Source organism: Paenibacillus sp. JT22N12 (assembly GCF_056269365.1).
The window spans coordinates 205,229-228,546 of record NZ_JBWDNU010000011.1 but is presented as its reverse complement, the minus strand read 5'-3'; the positions used below and the strand labels follow the sequence as shown (position 1 = coordinate 228,546).

Sequence of the window (23,318 nt, the reverse complement as noted above, 5' to 3'; positions counted from 1 at the left end):
AGCGAAGCTCCCTGTAAACAGAATACCGCTCAACCCTAAACCGCTCGTAAACCAGGTCTAAAGAAAGTATAAATTCGTCAAAAGGAAACGGCGGCGCCGTCCTTTGGCGATAGCGTTAGTTTGTTCCCTCAAACTTTACAGAAATGTACAGACGCAGAACTTATCCATTCGATAAGGTCAAAAAAGATTGACCGATGCGTGATGACGGGCCTTGTGCATGAATAAATATAAGAAGTAGGACGGGTTAACAGGGGAAAGCCACGGGTAAATACAGATGTAACAACAGAAGGAGGCGAGTGGAATGGCTAAACTTGTGGGGCCGGATACAACCAAGACCAAGTCAAATGTTGTTCTCCAATACCCCGACAATACGATCAATTCCCGTACAGACGGCACCGTGTATAAACGCAGATCCTTTATCGATTTTGCCCAGAACCTGTACTGCCGCTTTCAGGATGACGAGGTTCCCGCGCTGGGAGCTCAGCTGACATACTACCTGATTCTCTCGTTCTTCCCTTTTCTGATCTTCATCATTGCCGTTCTCAGCTTCGCCAATCTGACACTGCAGGATGTAATCGAGCAAATCCAGCTGATCATGCCCGAGCTCTCGACGAACACCATCAGCGACGCCTTCATCGAGATTCAGGCTTCCAGCAACGGCTCTCTGCTTTCGATGGGGCTGATTATTACGTTATGGTCGGCATCCAACGGCATAAGCGCCGTCATGAAAGCCTTGAATAAAGCTTACGATGTGGAGGAAACGCGTCCGTTCTGGAAGGTTAAAGCGTACTCGCTCGTTTTTACGATTGTCTTGGCGCTTGTCATCCTGTTCAGCATGGTCATGCTCATCTTCGGCAGAGTGATCGGAGATATGCTGTACAAATGGACGCAGCTTCCAGGCAGCATCGATACCGTATGGGGATTCGCCCAATACGTCATCCCCATCGTGGTGATGTCTGTCGTCTTCGCCTCCCTGTACCTGTTTGCTCCCAACCTGCGGCTGCATTTTCGCGAAGTGGTGCCGGGCGCGCTGTTTGCCACCTTCGGCTGGATCATAACCTCCTTATGCTTCTCCTTTTATGTCAATAATTTCGGCAATTATACGAAGACCTACGGAAGCATCGGCGGAATTATAGTCTTGCTTACCTGGCTGTATCTGTCGAGCATCATCATCGTGCTGGGAGGTGAAATTAACGCTTCGCTGCATTTCGATAAGCACGGCAAAATGAAAGCAAACTGCAAGCGCTTCTCCATCTCGCTGCCGTTCTTCAAACGAGGAAAAACGAAGGGCGCCTGAGCATCAGGCCATATGCGTTAGAATAGCAGCCCCTGAGGCCAATGCTTCAGGGGCTGCCGCTATGTCCTGCCTATGTAAAGCCGTGTACAAACCAGCCATGCGGAAAATCCATAAAATGCACATATTTTGAGCCCGGAATGGAAAGGATTCCAACATACGCCTGTCGAATAAAGCACAGATGCTTGAAAGGAATAAAAACAGAAAATAAGTGAAAAGAGGGAACATGCAATGAATCGGACAGGCTTCACGCCGGAGCTTCACCATGATCAATCCGGCCCCCAGGCACACTGGAAGAAACAATCTTTGAGAGCTCTTCTGGTGATTTCGCTGATGTCGCTGGCGCTGTTGCTAGCCGCCTGCGGAACCAAGCCTGACAACACCGGCGGAAACGCGGCGGGCAATACCTCGGGGAACACATCAGGAAACACGACAGGAAACACGTCAGGAAACACCAATACGCCTCCTGCGGAGACGGGTGACGCTGCGGGCAATACGAACAGCGGAGGCGCAGCTGACTCATTTGCTTCTGAGGATGATCCCATAGTCACGATTGAAATGGAAGACGGCAAAACGATTGAGATCGAGCTTTATCCCAAGGCTGCGCCGAATACGGTCAACAACTTTGTCTCTCTCGTCAAAAAGGGCTTCTATGACGGCCTGACCTTCCACCGCGTCGTTCCCGGGTTCATGATCCAGGGCGGCGATCCGGACGGAAGAGGCTCGGGCGGACCGGGTTACGGCATCAAGGGCGAATTCAGCCAGAACGGCGTACAAAACGGTTTGCTTCATGAGCGCGGCGTCATCTCCATGGCGCGGGCTCAGGATATGGATTCCGCAGGCTCGCAATTTTTCATTATGGTGGATGCCAACACCGGTCTGGACGGCGCCTATGCCGCTTTCGGCAAAGTGACCAAAGGTCTGGAGACCGTTGACGCCATCGTAAGCGTCCCAACCGATGGAAGCGAGCTGGCGGTCACTCCTCCTAAAATGAAAAAGGTAACCGTCGATACCAAAGGCGTGGATTATCCGGAGCCTGAGAAAATCACCCCGTAGAGGGAATGAGGGCTTACGCAGGATTACTACTAATAGCAAACCCACAGCAAACAAACAAAACCCTGACCAAGACGGTCAGGGTTTTGCTTTGTTTGTGCCATGCTGCATATAGGCCAGTCATACCAAGGCATGAGCTTCACAGGCCAGTCTGATCGGGAAGCGCCGGAGGCTCCGCATCCTGATGCAGCGGCAGTATAATTTCGAAGGTTGTCCCTTCGTTCAGCTTGCTGTTCACCCGTACGCGCCCGTTATGCTTCTCGATGATCTGATAGCTGATCATAAGGCCAAGACCTGTACCCTTCTCTTTGCTGGAGTAGAAAGGCTCTCCCAGCCGGGCAATCCGATCCTCGGAAATGCCGCAGCCCTGATCGCTGATGCCGATGATCAGATGATCCGCATCGAGCTGCTCGACCGTTACGATGATCTGGCCGCCCTGGGGCATGGCCTCGATCGCATTTTGCAATATATTCGCAAGCGCCTGCTTGATCTGATTTTCGTCGCATTCCAGATACATTTGCTCATTACCCAGATTGGAGATAATCTGAACATTGCTTATAACCGCGTTTGTTTCCATCAATATAATAATATTGGACAAAATCACGCCAATGTCATTCATCTTGAATTCAACTTCCTGCGGCTTGGCCAGCATCAGGAACTCCCCGATAATGGATTCGATCCGATCCACCTCCGAGAGCATCAGCTGATAGTAGCTTTCGTTTTTTTTATCCGTAGTCCGCAGCATCTGCGTAAAGCCCTTCAGCACGGTAAGCGGATTGCGCACCTCATGCGCGACTCCCGCAGCCAGCTGCCCCACAGCCATGAGCTTATCGGATTTGCGTATGAGCTCCTCCGCTTCCTTCTTGGTCGTAATGTCCTGAAATTGCACAATATAATAAAGCGGCTTGTTGTGGTCGTCTCTGACAACTGTCGTATTCAACAGGCCCCATACCACATGCCCCGATTTATGAATAAACCGGCTCTCCATTTCATACCATGGGATTTCGGCAATCAGCAGCCGTGTCGTGTTGTCAAGATGATCATCCAGATGATCCGGATGCAGGATGCCATGGAATCGCAGCTCGGCAAGCTCGGACTCCGTATATCCCAATATATCGCAGAATGAATAATTCGCTTCCAGAAAGCGCCCATTAATATCAATCAGAGCGATGCCTGCGGCCGCATAATTGAACACAGTCCGAAAGCGTTCTTCAATCTGCTTGTCGGCCTTCTCGATCTGCTGGCGCTCTGTCAAATCCGCCACTTCGGTTATCAGAAACAAATGAATCCCGTGGAACAGCTTCATCATCCCATGAATTTCCAGAGGAAAAATCGAATGGTCCTGTCTGATTCCCCTTGCCTGCCATACAATATTCTTATTCTTATTACCCTTGACCTCTTCCTCTTCGATCAGATAGGTCCGTCTGTCGCGGGGATGAATCAGTTCAAGGAGCTCCATGCCAATAAGCTTGTTCCTGTCATAGCCAAATAAACGTGAAGCATCGGAATTTATTGTGATAATCTTCCCGTTTTTTACCACAATCATATAGGGAAGTATTTCTTCCAAAAAGGTTTCGAGCACGTTTTCCCCATCTGCGTTTTCAAACATAAGAAGTATTCCCACATCATATTCCCCTTTGAAGGCAGAGTACAGCTCCACACATTACAAAGCTATGTGAAATCGTCATCTTGATGTCATCACTATTCATCATAATTGTTAACCGTACCATTTTCAACTTAATCATATGCGTTCATGCTTTAAACAGGATTATGAAAAAAAAGCGCCCTGCTTTGTACAGAGCGCTTTACGTCCGGATATGTCGAAGAACCTCAAACTTGGTCGTACCGATTATTTCCACACTACTTTTTCACCGTAATCTTTTCCCCAATTGTACATCATGCGCAGGATCGGCATCAGGCTCTCGCCATAATCGGTCAACGTATATTCGACCCGCGGCGGAACTTCGGCATACACCTTGCGTTGCACCAATTGATCGTCCTCCAGCTCGCGCAGCTGGTTGGTCAGCATCTTCTGGGTGATGGAGGGAATAAGCCGTTTCAGCTCACTGAAGCGTTTGGTGCCTTCCAGACCCAGATGCCACAAAATAATCAGCTTCCATTTGCCGCCGATAACTGCAAGCGTCAGCTCCTTCTCGCAATTGATTTCAGTGAGATTAATCCGTTCCTTCAGCTCGTTTGCCACACCGGCTGCCCCTTTCTGTCTGCATTTCCCATTTCTTCTTACCCTCTCAAACCCTGCAGGAACGCCAATAGTATACTGGTGGTGACTACACCACTTGCAAGTGCGTACTTCTTAAATAGAAACGATAGCTATAGAATAAGCCTTGGATCTGAACATATCAACACAAATCGAATAGGAGTGATCAAATTGGAATTGCAATTAGCGCTTGATCTGGTTAATATCCCGGAAGCCAAAGCATTGGTGAAAGAAGTCGAAGCTTATATAGACATTGTAGAAATCGGAACCCCTGTCGTTATTAATGAAGGTTTGCATGCAGTCAAAGCGATCAAGGAGGCTTTTCCCAACCTGAAAGTATTGGCGGATCTCAAAATTATGGATGCCGGCGGTTACGAGGTCATGAAAGCCGTCGAAGCGGGAGCGGACATCGTGACCGTGCTTGGCGTAGCTGAGGATTCCACGATCCGGGGCGCCGTAGAGGAAGCGGCCAAAACAAACAGGAAGATACTGGTGGACATGATCAGTGTCAAAAATATCGAAGAGCGGGCAAAGGAGCTTGACGCGCTCGGCGTGGATTATATCTGTGTCCACTCCGGCTACGATACCCAGGCGGAGGGCAAAAACTCCTTCGAGGAACTGACCGCGATCAAACGCGTCGTCAAAAAAGCAAAAACAGCCATAGCCGGAGGAATCAAACTATCCACGCTTCCGGAAGTTATTGCGGCCAAGCCTGATCTGATCATAGTAGGCGGCGGTATTACAGGTCATGACAATATCCAGACGGCTGCTTCCCAAATGCGGCAATTAATCAAGCAAGGTTAGTCCAATGGGGATTAATTCGTACACGGACAAAATAATCGGAGAGCTCTACCGCAGCCTCCGGGCCGTTCCCGAGGATGCGGTGGAACAGCTGGCCGAACGCATCCTCGCGTCGAGGAAAATATTCGTCGCCGGCGCCGGCCGGTCCGGACTGATGATGAAAGCGCTGGCCATGCGCCTGATGCAATCCGGGCTTGACGCTTATGTAGTTGGCGAAACCATAACGCCGGGCATCGCCAAAGAAGACATGCTGATTATCGGCTCGGGCTCGGGCGAAACGAGCAGCCTTCTCTCCATGGCCGGCAAGGCGGGAGGCATCGGGGCGACGGTCGCCCTCGCGACCATCTCCCCCGCTTCCTCCATCGGGAAGCTGGCGGATATCGTGATTCCGATCCCCGCTTCCCCGAAGGAACGGACGGGTGAGGGCAAAGTTACCGTGCAGCCCATGGGCTCGTTGTTTGAGCAGAGCATTCTGCTGCTGTTCGACGCTCTGATCTTGCGTTTGATGGATCATCGGAAGCTCGACTCATCCTCAATGTTTGGCAATCATGCCAATCTGGAATAATTATACGCCGCCCCCGCCCCTTTGCAGCGGGGGCGGTTTTTTTTGCGCGTTGATCGGGTCCCCAATTTCTATCGACGCAAAGTTCAAATGATGTCAACAGCATTCATGACGAAACCTCCTTTTCCTTTGATTGATCTTGGAAGCGTTCTATTCTACGATTATTTCAACCCCTTTAATCAAAGACTATACAAGAGGGGAATTTTTTATGGGAGGTTAACAGGATGTCTGAACAACTTACTGGCCGGCAAGCATCCACAGGCGGGGTCAAAGTTTCCGTGCAGCGTTTCGGGCGTTTTCTCAGCGGGATGGTTATGCCGAATATCGGCGCTTTTATCGCCTGGGGCTTGATTACGGCTTTATTTATCCCGACGGGCTGGATACCCAACGAATATCTCGGCAAGCTTGTTGATCCTATGATCACCTACCTGCTGCCCCTGCTTATCGGTTATACTGGCGGTCAAATGCTCCACGGCACGCGCGGAGGCGTTATTGGAGCCATCGCCACGATGGGGGTTATCATTGGCTCGGATATTCCGATGTTCATCGGAGCGATGATTGTCGGTCCCTTGTCCGCATGGATCCTCAGGGCCTTCGACAGATCCGTGGAGGGCAAAATCCGCTCGGGCTTCGAAATGCTGGTCAACAACTTCTCCGCCGGTATTATCGGAGGCGCGCTTGCTCTTGGAGCTTACACCGGCATTGGTCCGGTCGTAGAGAAAGCGAGCCAATTGCTGGCTTCCGGCGTGGAGGCCCTGATCAATGCAGGCCTGCTGCCCTTGGCCAATATTCTCATTGAGCCGGGCAAAATCCTGTTTCTGAACAATGCCATCAATCATGGCGTGCTGGGGCCGATCGGGCTCGAGCAGGCTTCCAATACGGGCAAATCGATCATTTTCATGCTGGAGTCAAATCCGGGACCCGGTCTTGGCATTCTGCTTGCTTATTGGTTCGTGGGAAAAGGCCTTACGAAGCAGTCTGCGCCGGGAGCGGCCATCATTCATTTCTTCGGCGGCATTCATGAAATTTATTTTCCTTATATTCTGATGAACCCGCGGCTTATCCTTGCAGTAATCGCAGGCGGGGTTACAGGCAGCTTCACCTTCACGATCTTCAATGCCGGGCTTGTCGCCACTCCATCCCCGGGCAGTATATTCGCCTACATTGCGATGGCGCCCAAGGGTGGATTGCTTGCCGCACTCAGCGGTATACTGACCGCTGCGGTTGTCTCTTTTCTGGTTGCCTCGCTGCTGCTCAAAACAAGCCGCAAAGCGGAAGAAGAAGGCGATCTGGAGCTTGCGCAGCAGAAAATGCAGCAAATGAAAAGTGAAGCCAAAGGGACCGCTGCAGCCGCAGTCGCAAATGCCGCTTCGGTTCCAGGGGCTGCTGTCAAAGCAAAAGCGGATGTTTCCAAAATCGTGTTCGCCTGCGATGCCGGCATGGGCTCAAGCGCGATGGGGGCCTCTATACTGCGCAAGAAAATCAAGGCCGCAGAGATTCCGGTAACGGTGACCAATACCGCCATCAGTGAAATCCCGGCCGATGCGGACATCGTCATCACCCACAGGTCGCTGACGGACCGCGCCAGACAGAAGGCTCCCGAAGCAGAGCATATTTCCATCGACAATTTCTTGAAAAGTCCTGAATATGACGAGCTTGTAAACAGGCTGAGCGTATCCTAATAGATCGAGGATTGATGCCGATGAACCTATCCAAGAGACAGCGACAAATTATTGAATTGCTGCTTAACAAGCAGGGCGAGCTGACGTCGGGCGAAATTGCCGAAGCCATCAAGGTCAGCTCGCGGACGATTCACAGAGAGCTGGCTCAGGTGGAGGAGGCCCTGAGGGACGCCGGCATCTCTCTTCTTAAGAAATCCGGATCAGGCATCCAGCTTGAAGCGGAGCAAGACAAACTTGAAGCCTTCAAGCAGCAGCTCACCAGGATGAATCCCGATCATTTCACCGCAAGAGAAAGAAAGGTGCTCATTCTTTGCTGGCTGCTGGAAAGCCCGGAACCCGTCAAGCTGTTCCTGCTTGCCCATGATCTGCATGTAGCCGTTCCGACCGTCACCGCCGATCTGGATGAAATCGAGGATTGGGTCGTCAAGCAGGGACTCGCTCTGGTCAGACGGCGCGGATACGGGGTGCAAATTATCGGGCCGGAGGCTGCGCTCCGGGGAACGATCGCAAGGCTCGCCAGGGAGCAGCTGGACGATTCTGAATTATTCGGCCGGTTCGACGAGCAGCCTGCCGATCCGCTGTCTGGCGAGCTGCTGAATATGATCGGAAGAGAGGATAGTTTCTTCAAAGTCGAGAAGGCCCTGTGGCAGCTGGAGGATCAATGGCCGACAACCTTGTCCGAAGCCGATTATACGATGCTTCTTATCTCCTTGTCGGTCAGCTTGACCCGGATCCGCAAGGGGAGAACGATTTCCCCCGCTGAGGCTTCGGGAGCTCAGGCCATGGAAGGCGCGGACAGCGGAGAGCAGGCCAGGCTTCGCATGTTCTTGGATATGATGGGCATCACACTCCCGGAAGAAGCCTCCTATATCGGGCAGCAGCTCGCTGACTGGAATAAGCAGCAGGTGATTAATCCTTTGCTAGCCGATAATTTGCAGCTGGCTGACACCATTGTCCGGATGATCCGGATTGTCGAAGACAGGCTCGGAGTAGAGTTAATGCAGGACCGCACGCTGCTTGACGGGCTGATCCGTCATGCCGGACCGGCCCTACAGCGTCTGCGTGAAGGGATCGCAATCCGGAATCCGCTGGTAGCCCAGATCAAGAAGGATTACGAGAAGCTATTCCTCATTGTCAGGCAGGCAGTCAAAGACACCGTTGCCGAACCGTCCGTTCCCGATGAGGAAATCGGCTTTCTGGTCATGCATTTCGGCGCTTCTCTGGAGAGATTGAAGCAGTTTCCGCGGCATGTCCGCGCCCTTCTCGTATGCACCAGCGGAATCGGTTCATCCAAGCTGCTGGAAGTGAGAATCAATAAAGAGCTTCCCCAGATTGATCTGATCGGACGCGCTTCCTGGTTCGAGGCTTCGCGATATCCGGAGGATCAGTATGATCTGATTATTTCAACCGTCGATCTGCCGGTTGAACCGGACCGTTATATCAAGATCAGCCCTCTGCTGACGGCTGAAGAAGCGGTTAAGCTGCGAACCTACATTCAGACCATTACCTTAAACCGTCTTCCCTCCGTCAGACAGGAGAGCTCTCTTAGCAGCGATGCACTGGAGAGGCTGCGGCGGATGAGCCGGTATTCGGCGATCATCCTGTACATTCTGGATCAATTCGAGTGCTATCGCGAGGATATTCCTCCGGATGAATTTCATCTGAAGGGCATTTTATCCCGTCTGTGCGCCAGGTTGCGGCGCAGAAATGCCATCGACCGTATTGAACCGATTGTAAACCAGCTGCTGGAGAGGGAATCGTATGGCAGCCAGATCATTCCCGACACGAAGCTGGCCTTATTCCATACAAGAAGCGAATTTGTTCCGCGTCCTGTGCTCTGCCTGTTCACGCTGGATCAGCCGCTGCTGCTTGATGATCAGAAGTCTGTCCATCAGATTCTGCTCATGCTTGCGCCCTTGAAGCTGTCCTCCGAAAGCCTGGAGGTGCTGAGTGAAATCAGCAGCATGCTCCTGTCCAGCGAGCTGATTCATCTGCTGGAGCAGGGAGACAAGGCGTCCATACAGCAATTTTTCTCCCATGAGCTCGAGGCTTTTCTGCAAAACAAAATGGAATGGAGTGATTGACCTGTGAGCATTTTATCGAGAGACAAAGTAAAATTAAATGTTCAGGTGAAGGACAAATATGAGGCGATCCGTGTTGTGGGCCAGATGCTGGTTGATGCAGGCCACGTACCATCCGAATATATCGGCAAAATGATTGAACGGGAGGACAGTCTGTCCACCTATCTTGGAGGGGGACTTGCTATCCCCCATGGCACCAATGATGCCAGAAGTCTGATCCGCTCCACCGGCATGTCCATTGCCATTGTTCCGGACGGCATTGATTTCGGTGAAGGGGAACCCGCTTACCTGATTATCGGAATTGCCGCCGCCGGCGACGATCATCTCGAGATTCTGACTCATGTGGCCGAGCTTGTATCTGATGACGACACGCTTGAGACCATTCTCCATACCGCTGACAAGGATGAGCTGCTCCGCATCTTCGAGCAGGGTATGGAAGCATGAAGGCGGTCCAGTTCGGCGCGGGCAATATCGGCAGAGGCTTTATCGGGCTGCTGCTGTCCCGTTCCGGCTTCGCCGTAAGCTTCGTCGACGTCAACGAAGACCTTGTCAATCTGCTTAATGCGCGGAAGCAGTATGAGGTCATCCTTGCCAATGCCGCTTCGGACGCTGCAATCGTACGGCAGGCTGCCGCCATTAACGGAAACGACATCGATCAGGTGACGCGGGCCGTAGCCGAGGCGGATTTGGTGACGACGGCGGTAGGGCTGCCGGTTCTGAAAGCTATTGCCGCGGGGATAGCCTCAGGCATCGAGCTCCGCCTGCAGAGCAGCATTCCTGCCCCGCTGCATATCATTGCCTGCGAGAATGCCATAGGCGGGAGCACGCAGCTCAAAGCCCATGTGTACAGCCATCTGTCAGCCGAATATCAGCAGCTTGCGGACCGCTTTATCCGGTTTCCCGATGCGGCTGTCGACCGGATCGTCCCGCTTCAGCATCATGACGATCCGCTGATGGTTACGGTTGAGCCTTTTCATGAATGGGTCGTTGACGGCTCTTCCCTCCTAGAAGGCTTCCGTGTTATCGAAGGCATGCATCTTGTTTCGCATTTGGAGCCGTATATCGAACGCAAGCTGTTTACTGTCAACACGGGCCACTGCTGCGCCGCTTATCACGGTTACCTGCGTGGTTACGCCACAATTCAGCAAGCGATGAAGGATGAGGCCGTTCAGTCCGAAGTCCGGAATACATTGCAGGAGACTGGCGCCATGCTGATCCGAAAATATGGCTTCGACGAGCAGGAGCATATGGATTATATCAGCAGCATAATGGAGCGGTTCATCAATCCATATCTGATGGATGAGGTTGTACGTGTGGGACGTTCCCCGGTCCGCAAGCTGTCGCCGGATGACAGGCTTATACGTCCGGCACTGGCCGCCCACGCGCTCGGTCTGGAGGTTGCCCATCTGGCGCGGGCTGCGGCTGCCGCCCTAAGGTTCAATTATCAGGATGATCCTGAGGCTGTACAGCTTCAGGAGTCCCTTGCCCGGTATGGCCTGCATCAGACAATCACCATTTATACCGGAATTCCTGAGACCCATTCGATTCATCAGGAAATCGCGCGACACTATGAGGCGTTGAATTAAGAAGAAGCGGCTCCGCCGTCTTTTGACGGGCAGGTAAGTTTCTTCCCTAATGGATAATAGTGAAACTTATACATTCGATAAGGATAAGAAGAAACGGCTGAATCCGTCTTTTAGCGGTAAAGTTAGTTTCTTCCTCAATGAGCAAGTATGGAGATATTTTATCTTTCTTATATTTCAAGAGGATTCAGCTTAAAAAGGAGGGTATGCCAACATGCCGAGCTTATTAATAACAGGCATCCCGGCTTCACCCGGCTATGCCATCGCTCCTGCGTTCAGGCTTCAATCGGATGCGTATATCCCGCAGCCGGAAACAGTTGCCGATGCAGAGCTGGAAACAGAGCGTTTCCAACATGCCCTGCAGCAGGCGCGCACAGAGCTTGAAGCAATTCGCGAATCGACGGAGCAGCGGCTTGGAGGCGGGAAAGCCGAAATATTCGAGGGCCATCTGCTCCTGCTGGAGGATCCTGATTTGATCGATGTCGCCATCGACAAGATCCGGACGGATCTCGCAAGCGCCCCTTATGCGCTTTATGAAACCGCCCAGACATTCATTCAGGCGCTCAAAGCGATGGAGGATGAGCTCCTGCAGGCCCGTGCAGTCGATATTGAAGATGTAACCGGACGGGTCATCAACATCCTGCGGGGCAGCTCCACCCGGACTCTCTCCGACATTACTGAGCCTTGCATCCTCATCGCCCGGGACTTGACCCCTTCGGATACGGCCCAGCTTAATCCGGATATGGTGAGAGGATTTATTACGGAGGCCGGCAGCCGCACTTCCCACTCCGCCATCATGGCACGCTCGCTCGATATTCCGGCTATTGTCGGAGCGGGAGCGCAGATCATGGCGGTCTCCACCGGAACGCAGATGATTATCGATGCCATTGCGGGCGAAGCCATTATCGGTCCAAGCGAGGAAGAGCTCACGCGGTATCAGGATAAACGTTCGGAGTACGAGTCCCGAGCGGCTGAGCTAAGCAAACTGAAGAATCAGCCGACTGTGTCCTCCGATGGGCATCATATCGAGCTTGCCGCCAATATCGGCAGTATACAGGATGTGCAGAAAGCCATTGACAACGGAGCGGAGGCCATCGGATTGTTTCGCACAGAGTTTCTTTATATGGGGCGCAGCTCTCTGCCTACGGAAGAAGAACAGTTCAACAGCTATAAATATGTGCTTGAAAAAATGCAGGGCAAGCCTGTTGTTATCCGTACGCTGGACATCGGCGGGGACAAGGAGCTCCCTTACCTGAATCTGCCCAAGGAGAGCAACCCATTTCTTGGCCTTCGGGCGCTGCGCTTATGTCTGGCGAATGAAAGCCTGTTCCGAACACAGCTTCGCGCCCTGCTGCGCGCAAGCTCATACGGAAATCTCAAGATTATGTTCCCGATGATAGCCGTGACGGAGGAGCTGCGGGAAGCGAAACGCCTGCTTCGCGAGGAACGGGAAAAACTGCTTGCGGAAGGCATTCCGGTAAACTTGCAATTGGAAGTGGGTATGATGATCGAGGTGCCGGCTGCGGCGATTGCGGCAGATCTGTTCGCCAAGGAGGTTGATTTCTTCAGCATCGGCACCAATGATCTGATTCAATATACGATGGCGGCCGACCGGATGAACGAGACGGTCTCCTATCTGTACCAGCCCCATCACCCTTCCATTCTCCGGCTGGTGGCGATGATTATCCGCGCCGCGAAGCGCGAAGGAAAATGGGTCGGGATGTGCGGAGAAATGGCCGGCGACGCGGCGGCCGTCCCGCTGCTGCTCGGACTCGGGCTGCATGAATTCAGCATGAGCGCCGGCTCGATACTTGCGACAAGGGAACTTGTTGCCGGACTCCCGTTCGGCACCTGGAGCCAGCTGGCCGAGCAGGCGCTCTCCATGGGCAGCCAGCAGGAAGTGAAGGATTTCGTTCAGGCGAATATGCAAGGAGGAAAACAATAGGATGCAAACTCAAACCTTTACCATCGTGAATCCGACCGGCTTCCATGTAAGACCGGCCAAGACATTCGTGCAGACCGCAAGCGGTTTTCCCTGCAAAATCACGGTCATCAACAAAGGCAAGAAGGTGAATGGCAAAAGCTCGCTCAGCATGCTGACACTGGGCATTGCCGCAGGGGAGGATGTCACCCTGGAGATTGACGGCGAGCAGGAAGCGGAAGCCATGCAGATACTCGGCCAGCTGCTTGTTCAAATTCACGAATAGCTTCAAATGTCAGAGATTAGCAGTCAAAGAGGCGGGCTCCAGTTAAGGAGCCTGCCTCTTTGGCTTTATTGCTTGTTGCAAGATCGATTTGCGGCAGACCAACGCTCAGTTGTGATCGTTGGGTTGCGCAGAGGAATTTCTCTGCGAACTCGAATTATTGTCCTTATTCCTTTACGCTTCCCAATACAATGCCTTTCATAAAGAAACGCTGCAGGAACGGATAGACAATGAGAATCGGCAGCGCACCCAGGAAAATCTGGGCGGCCTTGGCTGTCCGGTCGTTCACTTCAGCCAGTGAAGCCATGTCGGCGGATGATACCAAGGACAGGTCGCGATTGATTACAACGGTCTGCAGATAGCTTTGGAGCGGATAATGATCGGGTGAATTCATGAAGATCAGTCCGTCAAACCAGGAATTCCAATGATTGACCGTGGCAAACAGCGTAATGGTAGCCAGAGCCGGCAGGGATAAGGGCACGAATATCCGCCATAACGTCGTCCAGTGTCCCGCCCCGTCAATAAACGCCGCCTCCTCCAGCTCCTTCGGCAGTCCGCGGAAGAAATTGAGCAGCAGGATGACGTTAAAGACAGGAACCGCCGAGGGCAGCACCAGCGCCCAGATCGTATCCATGATGCCGGTGTACTTGATCGTCATATACAGCGGAATCAGGCCCCCGCTGAACAGGATGGTCACTACAAACAACCAGGCATAGAACGTGCGCAGCGGAAATTTCCTGTTATCCTTGGCAAGCGGATAGGCAACCATGATGGTAAGCAGCATATTGACGACGACACCGATACCGACCCGCTGAAGGGTTACTAGGATAGAATTGAAAAAAGCAGGTTTCTTCAAGACGAACTCGTAAGAACTGAGTGTGAACTCCACCGGCCAGAACTTGACGAACCCCGCCTGTGCCGCACCGCTGGAGCTGAAGGATACAGCCAGCACATGAATGAGCGGCAACAGGCATATGACAGAAAGCAGGCAGAGAAACAGATAGTTGAAGCCGATAAAGATCCGTCGGCTGAATGAATAATGTTCTACCATGGCTTCTGCTCCTTTCCTTAACTAGAAGATGCGATAGTTGGCAAAGCGGTACGCAATATAATAAGAGAGTGAGATAAAGACCATGGACACAATGGATTTGAACAGGCCGACCGCCGTTGCCACACCATATTGGGCGTCAATCAAGCCAATCCGGTAAACAAAGGTATCGATAATGTCCCCTGTCTCGTATACCTGAGGACTATATAAATTGAACACCTGATCGAATCCGGCATTCAGCACATTTCCCAAACTTAGCGTAAGCAGAAGGATAATGATCGGCGCCATGCCCGGAAGCGTGACATTGAGCGTTTGCTTCCAGCGGTTGGCTCCATCGACAATCGCCGCCTCATAGAGAGCCGGATTAATACTCGTCAAGGCTGCCAAATACACGATCGTGTTAAACCCGAATTCCTTCCAGGCATCGGATGCCACCAGCACATAACGGAACCATGAATTATCGCCCAGAAAATAGATTGGCTCGATGCCGAACAAGCCAAGAAATTGATTGACGATCCCATTGGACGGGGACAGGATATCAATCAGAATCCCGCCAAGAATAATCCAGGAAAGGAAATGAGGCAAATAGATCAGCGTCTGTACACCGCGTTTGACAAACTCCTTCTTGACCTCATTGAGCAGAAGCGCAGTAATAATCGGTACGACAAGGCCTGCCACGATCTTCATTAGGGCAATGTAGACGGTGTTCAGAAGGATCAGCTTCGTCTCCGGCATTTCCAGGACATAACGGAAATTATCGAGTCCAGACCATTTGGAGCCAAAAATCCCCTTGGCCGGCACGAAATTCTCGAAGGCAATAATGAATCCGAACATGGGACCATAATGATAAATGAGAATGAGGATAAGTCCCGGCAGGATCATGAGATGCAGCGGGAGCTGTCCGCTCCATTTTTTCAGCGACATACGGCACCTCCTCAACGTTATTTAATAGAAACCAAAAGTGATTCGGCGGAAGCCGTGAACGAGGGGAAGACGGTATTCTCCCCCTCATTCCGGCTGACAATTACTTGTTTTTAGCCCACTCATTCACCTCGGCTGTAATCTCGTCACCGCCAAGCTTCTTCCAATCTTCAACAAATTTATCAAAACTATCGATGGGGTCTCCCATTATAATCTTGGTAAACACCTCCAGCTCGCGTTTTTGCAGGTTGGATTCCTTCTGTACCATTGCCGGTGTCGGCGCCCCGTAGAATTCAGTCATTTTCAATCTGTCGGAATTGACATAGTCATTAATGATGACGAAAGAGCCTGTTTTGCCGAAAACCTTGTCGTATGCCCAACCAAGCGGATCCTCGTTGGAGCCATTCAGGAAAGCAACGATTTTACCGTAATTGTCCGTTTCCTCCGGATTAAGAGCAGATGTGTCTTTGCTGTCAAGCGCTGCCGATACATGAAGATGAATATCCAGGTTTTTACGTGCAGGCCAGGCAACGAATGGCGGGAATTTATGATATTCGAAGCCATCGCTTGTGAAATGTGCGGCATAATTCTCCGGTGTCGTTGTTTCTCCCCATCCGGTTTCCACAAACAGGTTCATCATTTTCAACAGCGCTTCAGGATTTTTCGCGTCTTTTTTAACTGCATAATATTTGCCAACTGCGAAGCCGACCTGAGGGGTCACAGGCTTGTCGTCGGCGGACGGAACAGCGTATGATTGCCACTCTGCAGTGGGGTCATTCTTCTTGGTGTCAACGAGCGGCCACAGCGGATTCGACATGCCTCCGAACTCGATTCCCAGCTTGCCGGATGCCGTCAGCTCCGCTTCTTTCCCGCCGTCTTTGACCCCGAATTCCTTGTCGATCTGGCCTTTTTTGTAAAGATCCTGCAAAGCGGCGAGCGCCGTCTTCATCTCCGGCTGAATGCTGCCGTATACGATGCTGCCTTCCGCATCCTTAATCCAGCTTTTTGGGTAAGCATGATAGGCGTTCATAAAACCGGTGATATCGGCAAAGCCTCCGTACAGATCTTTGTTTAGAGCAATGCCGAAAGTGTCGTCCTTCCCATTCTTATCCGGATCCTGCGTGGTGAACGCTTCCGAGATGGTCAGAATATCCTGCATCGTTTTGGGCTCGGGCAGATTAAGCTCCTTCAGCCAATCGCTGCGGATCCATACCATAGCCGCCCCGTCCATCGAGGAGCCTGTACTTGGAATCGCCATCAGTTTACCGTCAAATGTAGCGGATGCCAGGGCGTTAGGTCCGTCCTGGTTCAGTACTTCTTTGAGAAAAGGGGAACCATATTTTTCATAGATTTCAGTCAAATCCATCAATTCGCCCGCATCCTGCAGCTGCTGCAGCTGCTTGGAGCTTACCGGGATAAAATCTGGAAGATCTCCCGAGGCGATGGACACATTCATTTTCTGCTCGCCCTGTCCTCCCGCCTGATCACCGCTGACTACCCATTGATTTTTAACCTTGATGCCAAGCTTATCTTCGATCGTTTTCGTCCATACATTGCTCTCTATGGAATCGCCTGCGGGATATTTATAGGTGTCGTTGACGATCCGAACTGTAGAAATCTCGATAGGGGGATCAAACTTCCCAAGGTATGGTTCCGGCTCGCTGGCGCTTGCATTGCCGGTTCCATCCGTATTATTCGTTTCAGTATCCGCTGCGGTCGCCTGGTTGCCTCCATCTGCTGTATTGGAGCTTTCCTTATTGTTGCCGGAGCTGCAAGCGGTTACAAAAAGCATAATACATACGAGCGTCAGAATTGCCATCCATCTTGTGGGCTTGCTCATTTTTTCGAACCTCCCTATTTAGTGTGGTTGATATATTTCCAGTTTAAGGGCAGGCCATACATGCGTAAATGTCACTCTGTTCTGATTTGTTATCTTCTGTTTGGTTCATGTCTTGGCGCGGAACTCCTGAGGTGTCAGATTCAGCCGCTTCTTGAAAAAACGCGTAAAATAACCTGCGGTTTCGAAACCGACCTTCTCCGCAATTTCATGAATCTTCAGCGGCGTCGTCTCCAGGAGCTCCTTGGCTTTCTCCAGACGGATCCGGGCAATATACTCCGAGAGATTATTTCCTGTCGATTGTTTGTACAAAACAGACAGATAGGTCGGATTCAAATACACGATCTCCGCAAGCTTCGTCAGCGACAGATCGCCATCCAGATGATGGCAGATATGCTGATGCAGCTTATTGATCACCTGTGAAGTCCGTTCATCCTGGAGCTCCCTGCGCCGGGCAAGAATCAACGAGGACAGCGTCAGGAAGGTTTGGGCGGTCTGCTCGCTGGTAGAGTGTGTCGATAGATTGAATAAGCCTTCAAGGTCGATATCGCTTCCGTCGGTTCCGGGATTCAACCATTCCAGCTGGGCCAGCAGCAGGGCCGCTACCGAATAATAGACCTGCACATAATCAGCGAATTTGGTTGGCCGGCCCAGCACCTCCTTCAGGTATTCGATAAACGGTTCTTCCAGCCCCTCGTTCATCAGCCGCTCCAGCTTATCCATCATCATTCTGACCGGAGGAAGCGGATCGCTGCCGCCGCCCTCATCCAGCGGATCTACGCTCATGAGCATGCCAACTCCCGTTCCAATTCCAAGAACCAGCTTATGCCTCATATTGGCGTACGCCCGGGACAGTCCCGTCCATGTTACAGGGTACGCAGGGCTGATGAAGGAAACCGGCTGTTCCAGCAGGCGAAGACAGGTCTCTTGGACCGATTCCAGCGTTCCCTGAACGAAGGAGCCTGTTTTCCTCCAGAGAGCCGCCGAATGGCATGCCTTGACCTCATCCGTTTCATGGCCGGAGGGCTGAATCAGCAGCACGAGATGATTGGCATCCAGATTTACGGAGAAAAAAACGGCTGTTTCAAAAAACTCCGCCGCAATATTTTGAATAGCGTACAAAATCAGCATTTGATCCGGAGAATTGGCGTTCTCCTCTGAGCGGTCAATGCGCCCGATTACAGGGATCAGTTCGAGGTCAAGGGACAGCGGGATATCCAGCTCCTGCATTCTCGCCTGAACCATGCTCCCGCTAAAATGAGGATCCAGCAGGGAGGTGAACCATTCCCTGTGCAGCAGGGGGAGCGCTTTGTTCATCTGTTCCTTGGCCTGCAGCATGAACTGGTCGCTCCGCGTCTCTTCCCTCAAATCCTCCATCGCCTTGCGGATGCTGCGGAGAATCGCCTCGTCGCCTTCGGTTTTCAAAATATAATCGACCGATCCTGTCCGAATCGCCTCCTGGGCAGTTTGCAGCTCGCGGATACCGGTAAGGAAAATAATTTTGCAGCGGGGCCACTGGCTGACCACCCACTTCTGCAGCTCCAGACCTGTCATACCCGGCATGCGGATATCGCTCAAAACAATATCCATCTTCGTCCGTGTCAGCCACTCTACCGCTTCTTCCGGCGCATAGGCGCGATAAAGCTCAAGCTCCAGATCTGCGGTATTTTCCAGCATTTCATATAAGCCGTCAACAGTGTATGGCTCATCGTCCACGATCAACAGTCTGATCATCCCGGCATTTCCCCTTCCCTCGGCAGAGTCATGGTTACTTTCAGGCCTTTCTCTTCACCTGTCTCGAGGGTCAATCCTCCGAGGCCGCCGTATCTGATCTGGATGCGGCGATGCACGTTCAGAAGTCCCGTATGCTCATGCGCCTGATCGTCCTGATGAAGCTTGCTCTGAAGCTCGCGCAGCTTCTCCTCGTCGATTGTCCCCCCGTTATCCTCGACGATGATGACGATCTTATCCGGCAAGCACATGATGCGGACACGAATCCATCCGCCTTTGCGCTTATGCTCCAGCCCGTGATTGTAGCAGTTCTCAATCAGAGGCTGCAGGATAAGACGGGGGACCGCAGCGGCTCCCGCTTCTTCCGGCAGTTCATCGAATTCCACTTGAATCCGGCTCCCGAAGCGGACCGACTGAATTTCGGCATAGGTGCGCGCATGCTTGATTTCGTTCTCCAGTGGAACCTCGTCCGCCCCGTCGCGTGTAATGAATTCAAAATACTCCCCGAGATGCTTGGTAAAATAAATGACGTTGTCATGGTCCTTGAGCATGGCCATCCGGTACAGAATGAAATAGCTGTTATATAGAAAATGCGGATTGATCTGCGATTGCAGATGGCGCAGCTCGGCTGTACGCGCCCGGTACTGCTGCTCGTACACCTCATGCACCAGCACATCCAGACGCTTGACCATCCCGTTGAATTGCCCGTATAAATAACCGAATTCATCCTTGAGCGGATAATTCATTTCCAGATTGAAATGACCCTGCTCAATCCGCCTGAAGGACCTCACCAGTTTCTTGAGCGGCTGGTGGATAATCAGATAGATGCTGTAGGAGAACAGCAGCACAATAAATATCGAGGCAATGGACAGGGCAGAGAACCAGGACCGGTAGGAATCAAGCGATGCGGTCACGCTTTTGCTTGGAATATACATGAACAGCGTCATGCCAAGTCTTGTGGAGGACTTCGAAACCACCATATACGGGTCATCCTTCAGCGTGACCTCGCGGATCTCCGCTTCATGGGCGGCGCTTGCCGCATGACTCATCCCCGCCTCCTCCAGCATGCCGGCATCGGCTTCATTGCGTGTTCCGCTGACCGTCCAGGACATCCCCTCCCCGGCCAGAATAGCGCCGCCCCCTTCATTGGTGAACTCCTTGAGGACATCGGCCAGCTCCTTCCGGGAAATCTCCACTGTCAGCAGGAACACCGGCTTCTGATCGCTGGAGACAGCCGGGTCCGGATAAGGCAAGCTGATGAATATCCGGTCCTGCCACACGAGGAATGGAGACTCAAAACGATTGGTCGACTTCGCGAGTGATTGAAATTGATCCTCATTAAACGAGGTGAAAATATTATCGTTAGCCGATACCGTCCGGTTCATCGACGGAATAAAAGCGCTTGCATTTTCAACAAACTTGCTGGAGCGCTTGAGGATATCCAGTCGTTTCTTCAGGCCCAGCTGCGCCTGCATCTTCTCGATCTCGGACATAACCTCCGCGGAGGAGGATAGCTTGAGCAGATCCTCGTCATTGACATACTCCTGCAGCAGCGAGATCACCCGGCTCAGGTCGAATTCCAGCATGTTCACGTACAAGGAAGTCCGCGACAGCAGCGACTGGGTAATTTCCTTCTCCACTGTGCCAGAACCGGCGTCATTCATCCGCCAGCTGATCAGATACATCGGGCTGAGTATGACCAGAAAGGTTAGCACCAGCTTGGGGTATATCGACAATGAAGTCATCCTGTTCCATATGTTCATGCTCCCACTCCAATCCTGGATCGTTGTGTGACTGCTTCTGCTTGTTGACCTGGATCCTCATACGGCGGATGCTGAACATGAAATCAATTCGATTACATATTCAAACCAACCACCTCTATACAAACCATATCGCACCGCCAATCAATTGTATAGACCGTACCTTTCTCTCGCTATAAGGTCAAAAAAAAATCTCCCAAAATCTATGGGAGATTTAAGCAATAACCTATATTTTACAGGCAATATTCGCGGAGAAAGAATGACCGGCTTTACGACTTGCCGTTATGATCTTTCAGCGTTCTTGAAGCTTTACCCAAAATCCCCGCCATCCTATCATGGTGCCTGCTGCAAGACTGACACGTTAAAATTCATTTACGCAGTGGGCAGGCTTGCCGCCAGACAGAACTGCCTTAATGTTATCTATCGCAATGCCGGCCATTTTCAATCGGGTTGCGATGGTGGCGCTTCCGATATGAGGCAGCAGCGTTACGTTCTCCAAGCCAAATAAACAATGCCGGGATGTGATGGGCTCCTGTTCAAATACATCCAGCCCCGCTCCCCATATCCGTTTATTTTTCAAAGCATGAAACAATGCCGCTTCGTCAACGTTCTCCCCCCTGCTCGTATTGATCAAGACAGCATTGGGCTTCATCAGATGGAATTCCCTTTCGCCCAACATTCTGCGGGTCGCCGGAGTAGAGGGCGCCAGCATGACAACAAAATCCGATTTGGTGAGCAGGTCGTCCAACCCGGCATAAGCGACGCCAAGCTGCTGCTCCGCTTGAGGCTTCCGGTTTCGATTGCAGTACAGGATATTCATGCCGAAACCGGCCGCCCTTCGGGAAACGGCCTCACCGATACGCCCCATACCGATAATCCCCAAAGTAGAGCCCCAGACATCCTGTCCTGTCAGCAGCATCGGCCCCCAGCTATTCCAACGATCCGCCTTAATAAACGCCATTCCTTCCACGATTCTTCTGGAGACTGCCAGGAGAAGGGCAAATGTCAGATCTGCAACGGCTTCTGTCAATACATCCGGTGTATGTCCCACATAAATCCCCCGTTTTGAAGCTTCCTGAATATCGATATTGTTGTATCCAACCGCCATCGTACTGACAATTTTAAGCTTTGCGCCAGCACTCAGGACCTGCTTGTCAATTTGATCGGAAACGTTAGTAAGGAGCGCATCCGCTTCAGCGGCTTCTTTCACAATCTTGTCGTAGGGCATCGGGTCGTCTTCGGACGGCCACATATGAATGCGGTAATTTCTCTCGTCGAGTTCCTGAATGATTGGGTCCGGCAGTTTCCTCGTAATCACAATCTTCTTTCGGATTTCCATTTAATAAGCATCCTCCAGCAGCGCAATCAATCCTTCTTTCGTTGGCACACGCGGATTATTCCGAATCAACCTGTCGATCTGCAGCGCTTTCTCCGCAATGCCGGGCAGGCTCTCATTCTTCACCCCGATAGACGAAAGCTTCGTGGGAAGACCAATCGATTTCAACAGCTCGAGCACCTTGTCAGCAACCAGCAAGGATTGCTGCCTGGACTCTAGCTGGCTGCAGTTCAAATGAAAGGCTTCAGCTATAAGCGACATTTTCTTGCCCTGCACCTCGGCGTTGAACATCATCACATAGGGAAGAAGCAATCCCGTTATCTCCCCGTGCGGCGACTTGGCAGCTCCGCCTATTGGATAAGCCAGCGCATGAGCAAGAGCGGTTCCCGCATTCGAGAACGCGATCCCGGCAAACAGACTGCCTAACAGCATGTTTGATCTGGCTTCCAAATTTGTTCCTTGCTGCACAGCCTTTACCAGATTGTGATACAGCAGCTCGATCGCCTGTAAAGCGAATGTGTCGCTGATGGGATTGGAGCCCTGAAATAAAATTTCACCCTCTGCTTGAATATACTTGAAGTCCTTTGCCATATAGGCTTCTATCGCATGCGACAAAGCGTCGATTCCTGAGCATGCGCTCACGTATGGAGGCAGCTCAAGCGTCAATTCAGGGTCCAGCAAAGCAACGGATGGACGTAAATAATTGTTCGAAATCCCCACCTTGATGTTATTCTCCGTATCGGTTACAACGGCAACGGAGGTTACCTCCGAGCCGGTCCCCGCGGTCGTGGGAATTGCGATAAGGGGAGCAATGGGATGATCGATTGCATTTTCCCCAAAATAATCCTTCGGATGCCCCCCTTGCGCCAGCAGCAAGGCAACGATTTTGGCAAGATCAATACTGCTCCCTCCGCCCAATCCGATAATCGCGTCGATCTTCATCTGAGCTTTGGCAAACTCGTAGCATTCGACCGCCTTCTCGACCGGAGGCTCGGGTACGGCCTGATCATAAACGATCAGTTGATATCCCCAATCCTGCAGGAGGCCGGTGACCTTCGTTGTCAGGCCGCTCTTTGTAATCCCCTGGTCTGTTATAAGCAAAAGATTTTGGGCCTTCAGCCTTTTCAAAACCGCATCCAGCCTCATAATCGAACCGTTTCCGAATACGATTCTTTCCGTCAAATAAAAATCCCAATAGTTCTTCATG

The 23,318-nt window shown here is 51.8% G+C and carries 19 protein-coding genes; 10 read left to right on the top strand and 9 right to left on the bottom strand.

The genetic code is table 11. The features are described 5' to 3' along the window. The first annotated feature begins 301 nt into the window (after positions 1 to 301). Both AC0YOA_RS29830 and AC0YOA_RS29825 read left to right on the top strand, forming a co-directional pair. A complete protein-coding gene (locus AC0YOA_RS29830; protein ID WP_475789715.1) occupies positions 302 to 1,297 on the top strand; it encodes a YihY/virulence factor BrkB family protein in 996 nt (331 codons plus the stop codon). A gap of 330 nt (positions 1,298 to 1,627) precedes the next feature. Continuing rightward, complete coding sequence (locus tag AC0YOA_RS29825) at positions 1,628 to 2,350, top strand: peptidylprolyl isomerase (RefSeq protein WP_475789726.1); 723 nt, start codon at positions 1,628 to 1,630, stop codon at positions 2,348 to 2,350. Positions 2,351 to 2,486: 136 nt separating this feature from the next. Here the strand turns inward: AC0YOA_RS29825 and AC0YOA_RS29820 are convergent, their stop codons facing one another. After that, complete coding sequence (locus AC0YOA_RS29820; RefSeq protein ID WP_210045542.1) at positions 2,487 to 3,971, bottom strand: PAS domain S-box protein; 1,485 nt, start codon at positions 3,969 to 3,971, stop codon at positions 2,487 to 2,489. A gap of 225 nt (positions 3,972 to 4,196) precedes the next feature. Beyond that, positions 4,197 to 4,550 (bottom strand): winged helix-turn-helix transcriptional regulator, encoded by a 354-nt coding sequence (locus AC0YOA_RS29815; protein ID WP_475789714.1) that lies wholly within the window; start codon positions 4,548 to 4,550, stop codon positions 4,197 to 4,199. A 186-nt stretch (positions 4,551 to 4,736) separates the two neighbouring features. Here AC0YOA_RS29815 and hxlA point away from each other — a divergent pair, with 186 nt between their 5' ends. From hxlA to AC0YOA_RS29775, 8 genes are all read left to right on the top strand, one after another. After that, positions 4,737 to 5,369: a 3-hexulose-6-phosphate synthase gene (hxlA, locus tag AC0YOA_RS29810; RefSeq protein ID WP_475789713.1), complete on the top strand. Its 633-nt coding sequence runs from the start codon at positions 4,737 to 4,739 to the stop codon at positions 5,367 to 5,369. 4 nt (positions 5,370 to 5,373) lie between these two features. Beyond that, positions 5,374 to 5,931, top strand: coding sequence for a 6-phospho-3-hexuloisomerase (gene hxlB / locus AC0YOA_RS29805; RefSeq protein WP_475789712.1), 558 nt, complete (start codon positions 5,374 to 5,376; stop codon positions 5,929 to 5,931). Positions 5,932 to 6,152: 221 nt separating this feature from the next. Then, on the top strand, positions 6,153 to 7,610 hold the full coding sequence (locus AC0YOA_RS29800; protein WP_210045538.1) for a PTS mannitol transporter subunit IIBC: 1,458 nt from the start codon (positions 6,153 to 6,155) through the stop codon (positions 7,608 to 7,610). Positions 7,611 to 7,630: 20 nt separating this feature from the next. Then, entirely contained in the window at positions 7,631 to 9,694 is a 2,064-nt protein-coding gene (locus AC0YOA_RS29795; RefSeq protein WP_475789711.1) for a BglG family transcription antiterminator, read from the top strand. A gap of 3 nt (positions 9,695 to 9,697) precedes the next feature. After that, positions 9,698 to 10,135, top strand: a complete 438-nt coding sequence (locus AC0YOA_RS29790) for a PTS mannitol transporter subunit IIA (RefSeq protein WP_475769073.1) — start codon at positions 9,698 to 9,700, stop codon at positions 10,133 to 10,135. Next, positions 10,132 to 11,277: a mannitol-1-phosphate 5-dehydrogenase gene (locus tag AC0YOA_RS29785; RefSeq protein ID WP_475789710.1), complete on the top strand. Its 1,146-nt coding sequence runs from the start codon at positions 10,132 to 10,134 to the stop codon at positions 11,275 to 11,277. Before AC0YOA_RS29790 ends, AC0YOA_RS29785 begins: the two co-directional genes overlap by 4 nt. A 211-nt stretch (positions 11,278 to 11,488) precedes the next feature. Beyond that, entirely contained in the window at positions 11,489 to 13,219 is a 1,731-nt protein-coding gene (gene ptsP / locus AC0YOA_RS29780) for a phosphoenolpyruvate--protein phosphotransferase (protein ID WP_475789709.1), read from the top strand. A 1-nt stretch (position 13,220) separates the two neighbouring features. Then, positions 13,221 to 13,481 (top strand): HPr family phosphocarrier protein, encoded by a 261-nt coding sequence (locus AC0YOA_RS29775; RefSeq protein ID WP_475789708.1) that lies wholly within the window; start codon positions 13,221 to 13,223, stop codon positions 13,479 to 13,481. A gap of 163 nt (positions 13,482 to 13,644) precedes the next feature. Here the strand turns inward: AC0YOA_RS29775 and AC0YOA_RS29770 are convergent, their stop codons facing one another. The 7 genes from AC0YOA_RS29770 to AC0YOA_RS29740 form a co-directional block, all read right to left on the bottom strand. Further along, entirely contained in the window at positions 13,645 to 14,529 is an 885-nt protein-coding gene (locus AC0YOA_RS29770; protein ID WP_475789707.1) for a carbohydrate ABC transporter permease, read from the bottom strand. A gap of 21 nt (positions 14,530 to 14,550) precedes the next feature. Continuing rightward, the gene (locus tag AC0YOA_RS29765; RefSeq protein ID WP_210045531.1) at positions 14,551 to 15,450 is read right to left on the bottom strand and encodes an ABC transporter permease; all 900 of its coding nucleotides are present in this window, start codon (positions 15,448 to 15,450) and stop codon (positions 14,551 to 14,553) included. A 100-nt stretch (positions 15,451 to 15,550) separates the two neighbouring features. Then, on the bottom strand, positions 15,551 to 17,287 hold the full coding sequence (locus AC0YOA_RS29760; protein ID WP_475789706.1) for an extracellular solute-binding protein: 1,737 nt from the start codon (positions 17,285 to 17,287) through the stop codon (positions 15,551 to 15,553). A gap of 105 nt (positions 17,288 to 17,392) precedes the next feature. Continuing rightward, positions 17,393 to 19,018, bottom strand: a complete 1,626-nt coding sequence (locus AC0YOA_RS29755) for a response regulator transcription factor (protein WP_475789705.1) — start codon at positions 19,016 to 19,018, stop codon at positions 17,393 to 17,395. Next, positions 19,015 to 20,778, bottom strand: a complete 1,764-nt coding sequence (locus AC0YOA_RS29750; protein WP_475789704.1) for a sensor histidine kinase — start codon at positions 20,776 to 20,778, stop codon at positions 19,015 to 19,017. The genes AC0YOA_RS29755 and AC0YOA_RS29750 overlap by 4 nt, the downstream gene beginning before the upstream one ends. A gap of 358 nt (positions 20,779 to 21,136) precedes the next feature. Continuing rightward, positions 21,137 to 22,114, bottom strand: coding sequence for a 2-hydroxyacid dehydrogenase (locus tag AC0YOA_RS29745; RefSeq protein ID WP_475789703.1), 978 nt, complete (start codon positions 22,112 to 22,114; stop codon positions 21,137 to 21,139). Next, on the bottom strand, positions 22,115 to 23,317 hold the full coding sequence (locus AC0YOA_RS29740; protein WP_475789702.1) for a hydroxyacid-oxoacid transhydrogenase: 1,203 nt from the start codon (positions 23,315 to 23,317) through the stop codon (positions 22,115 to 22,117). Position 23,318: the final 1 nt, after the last annotated feature.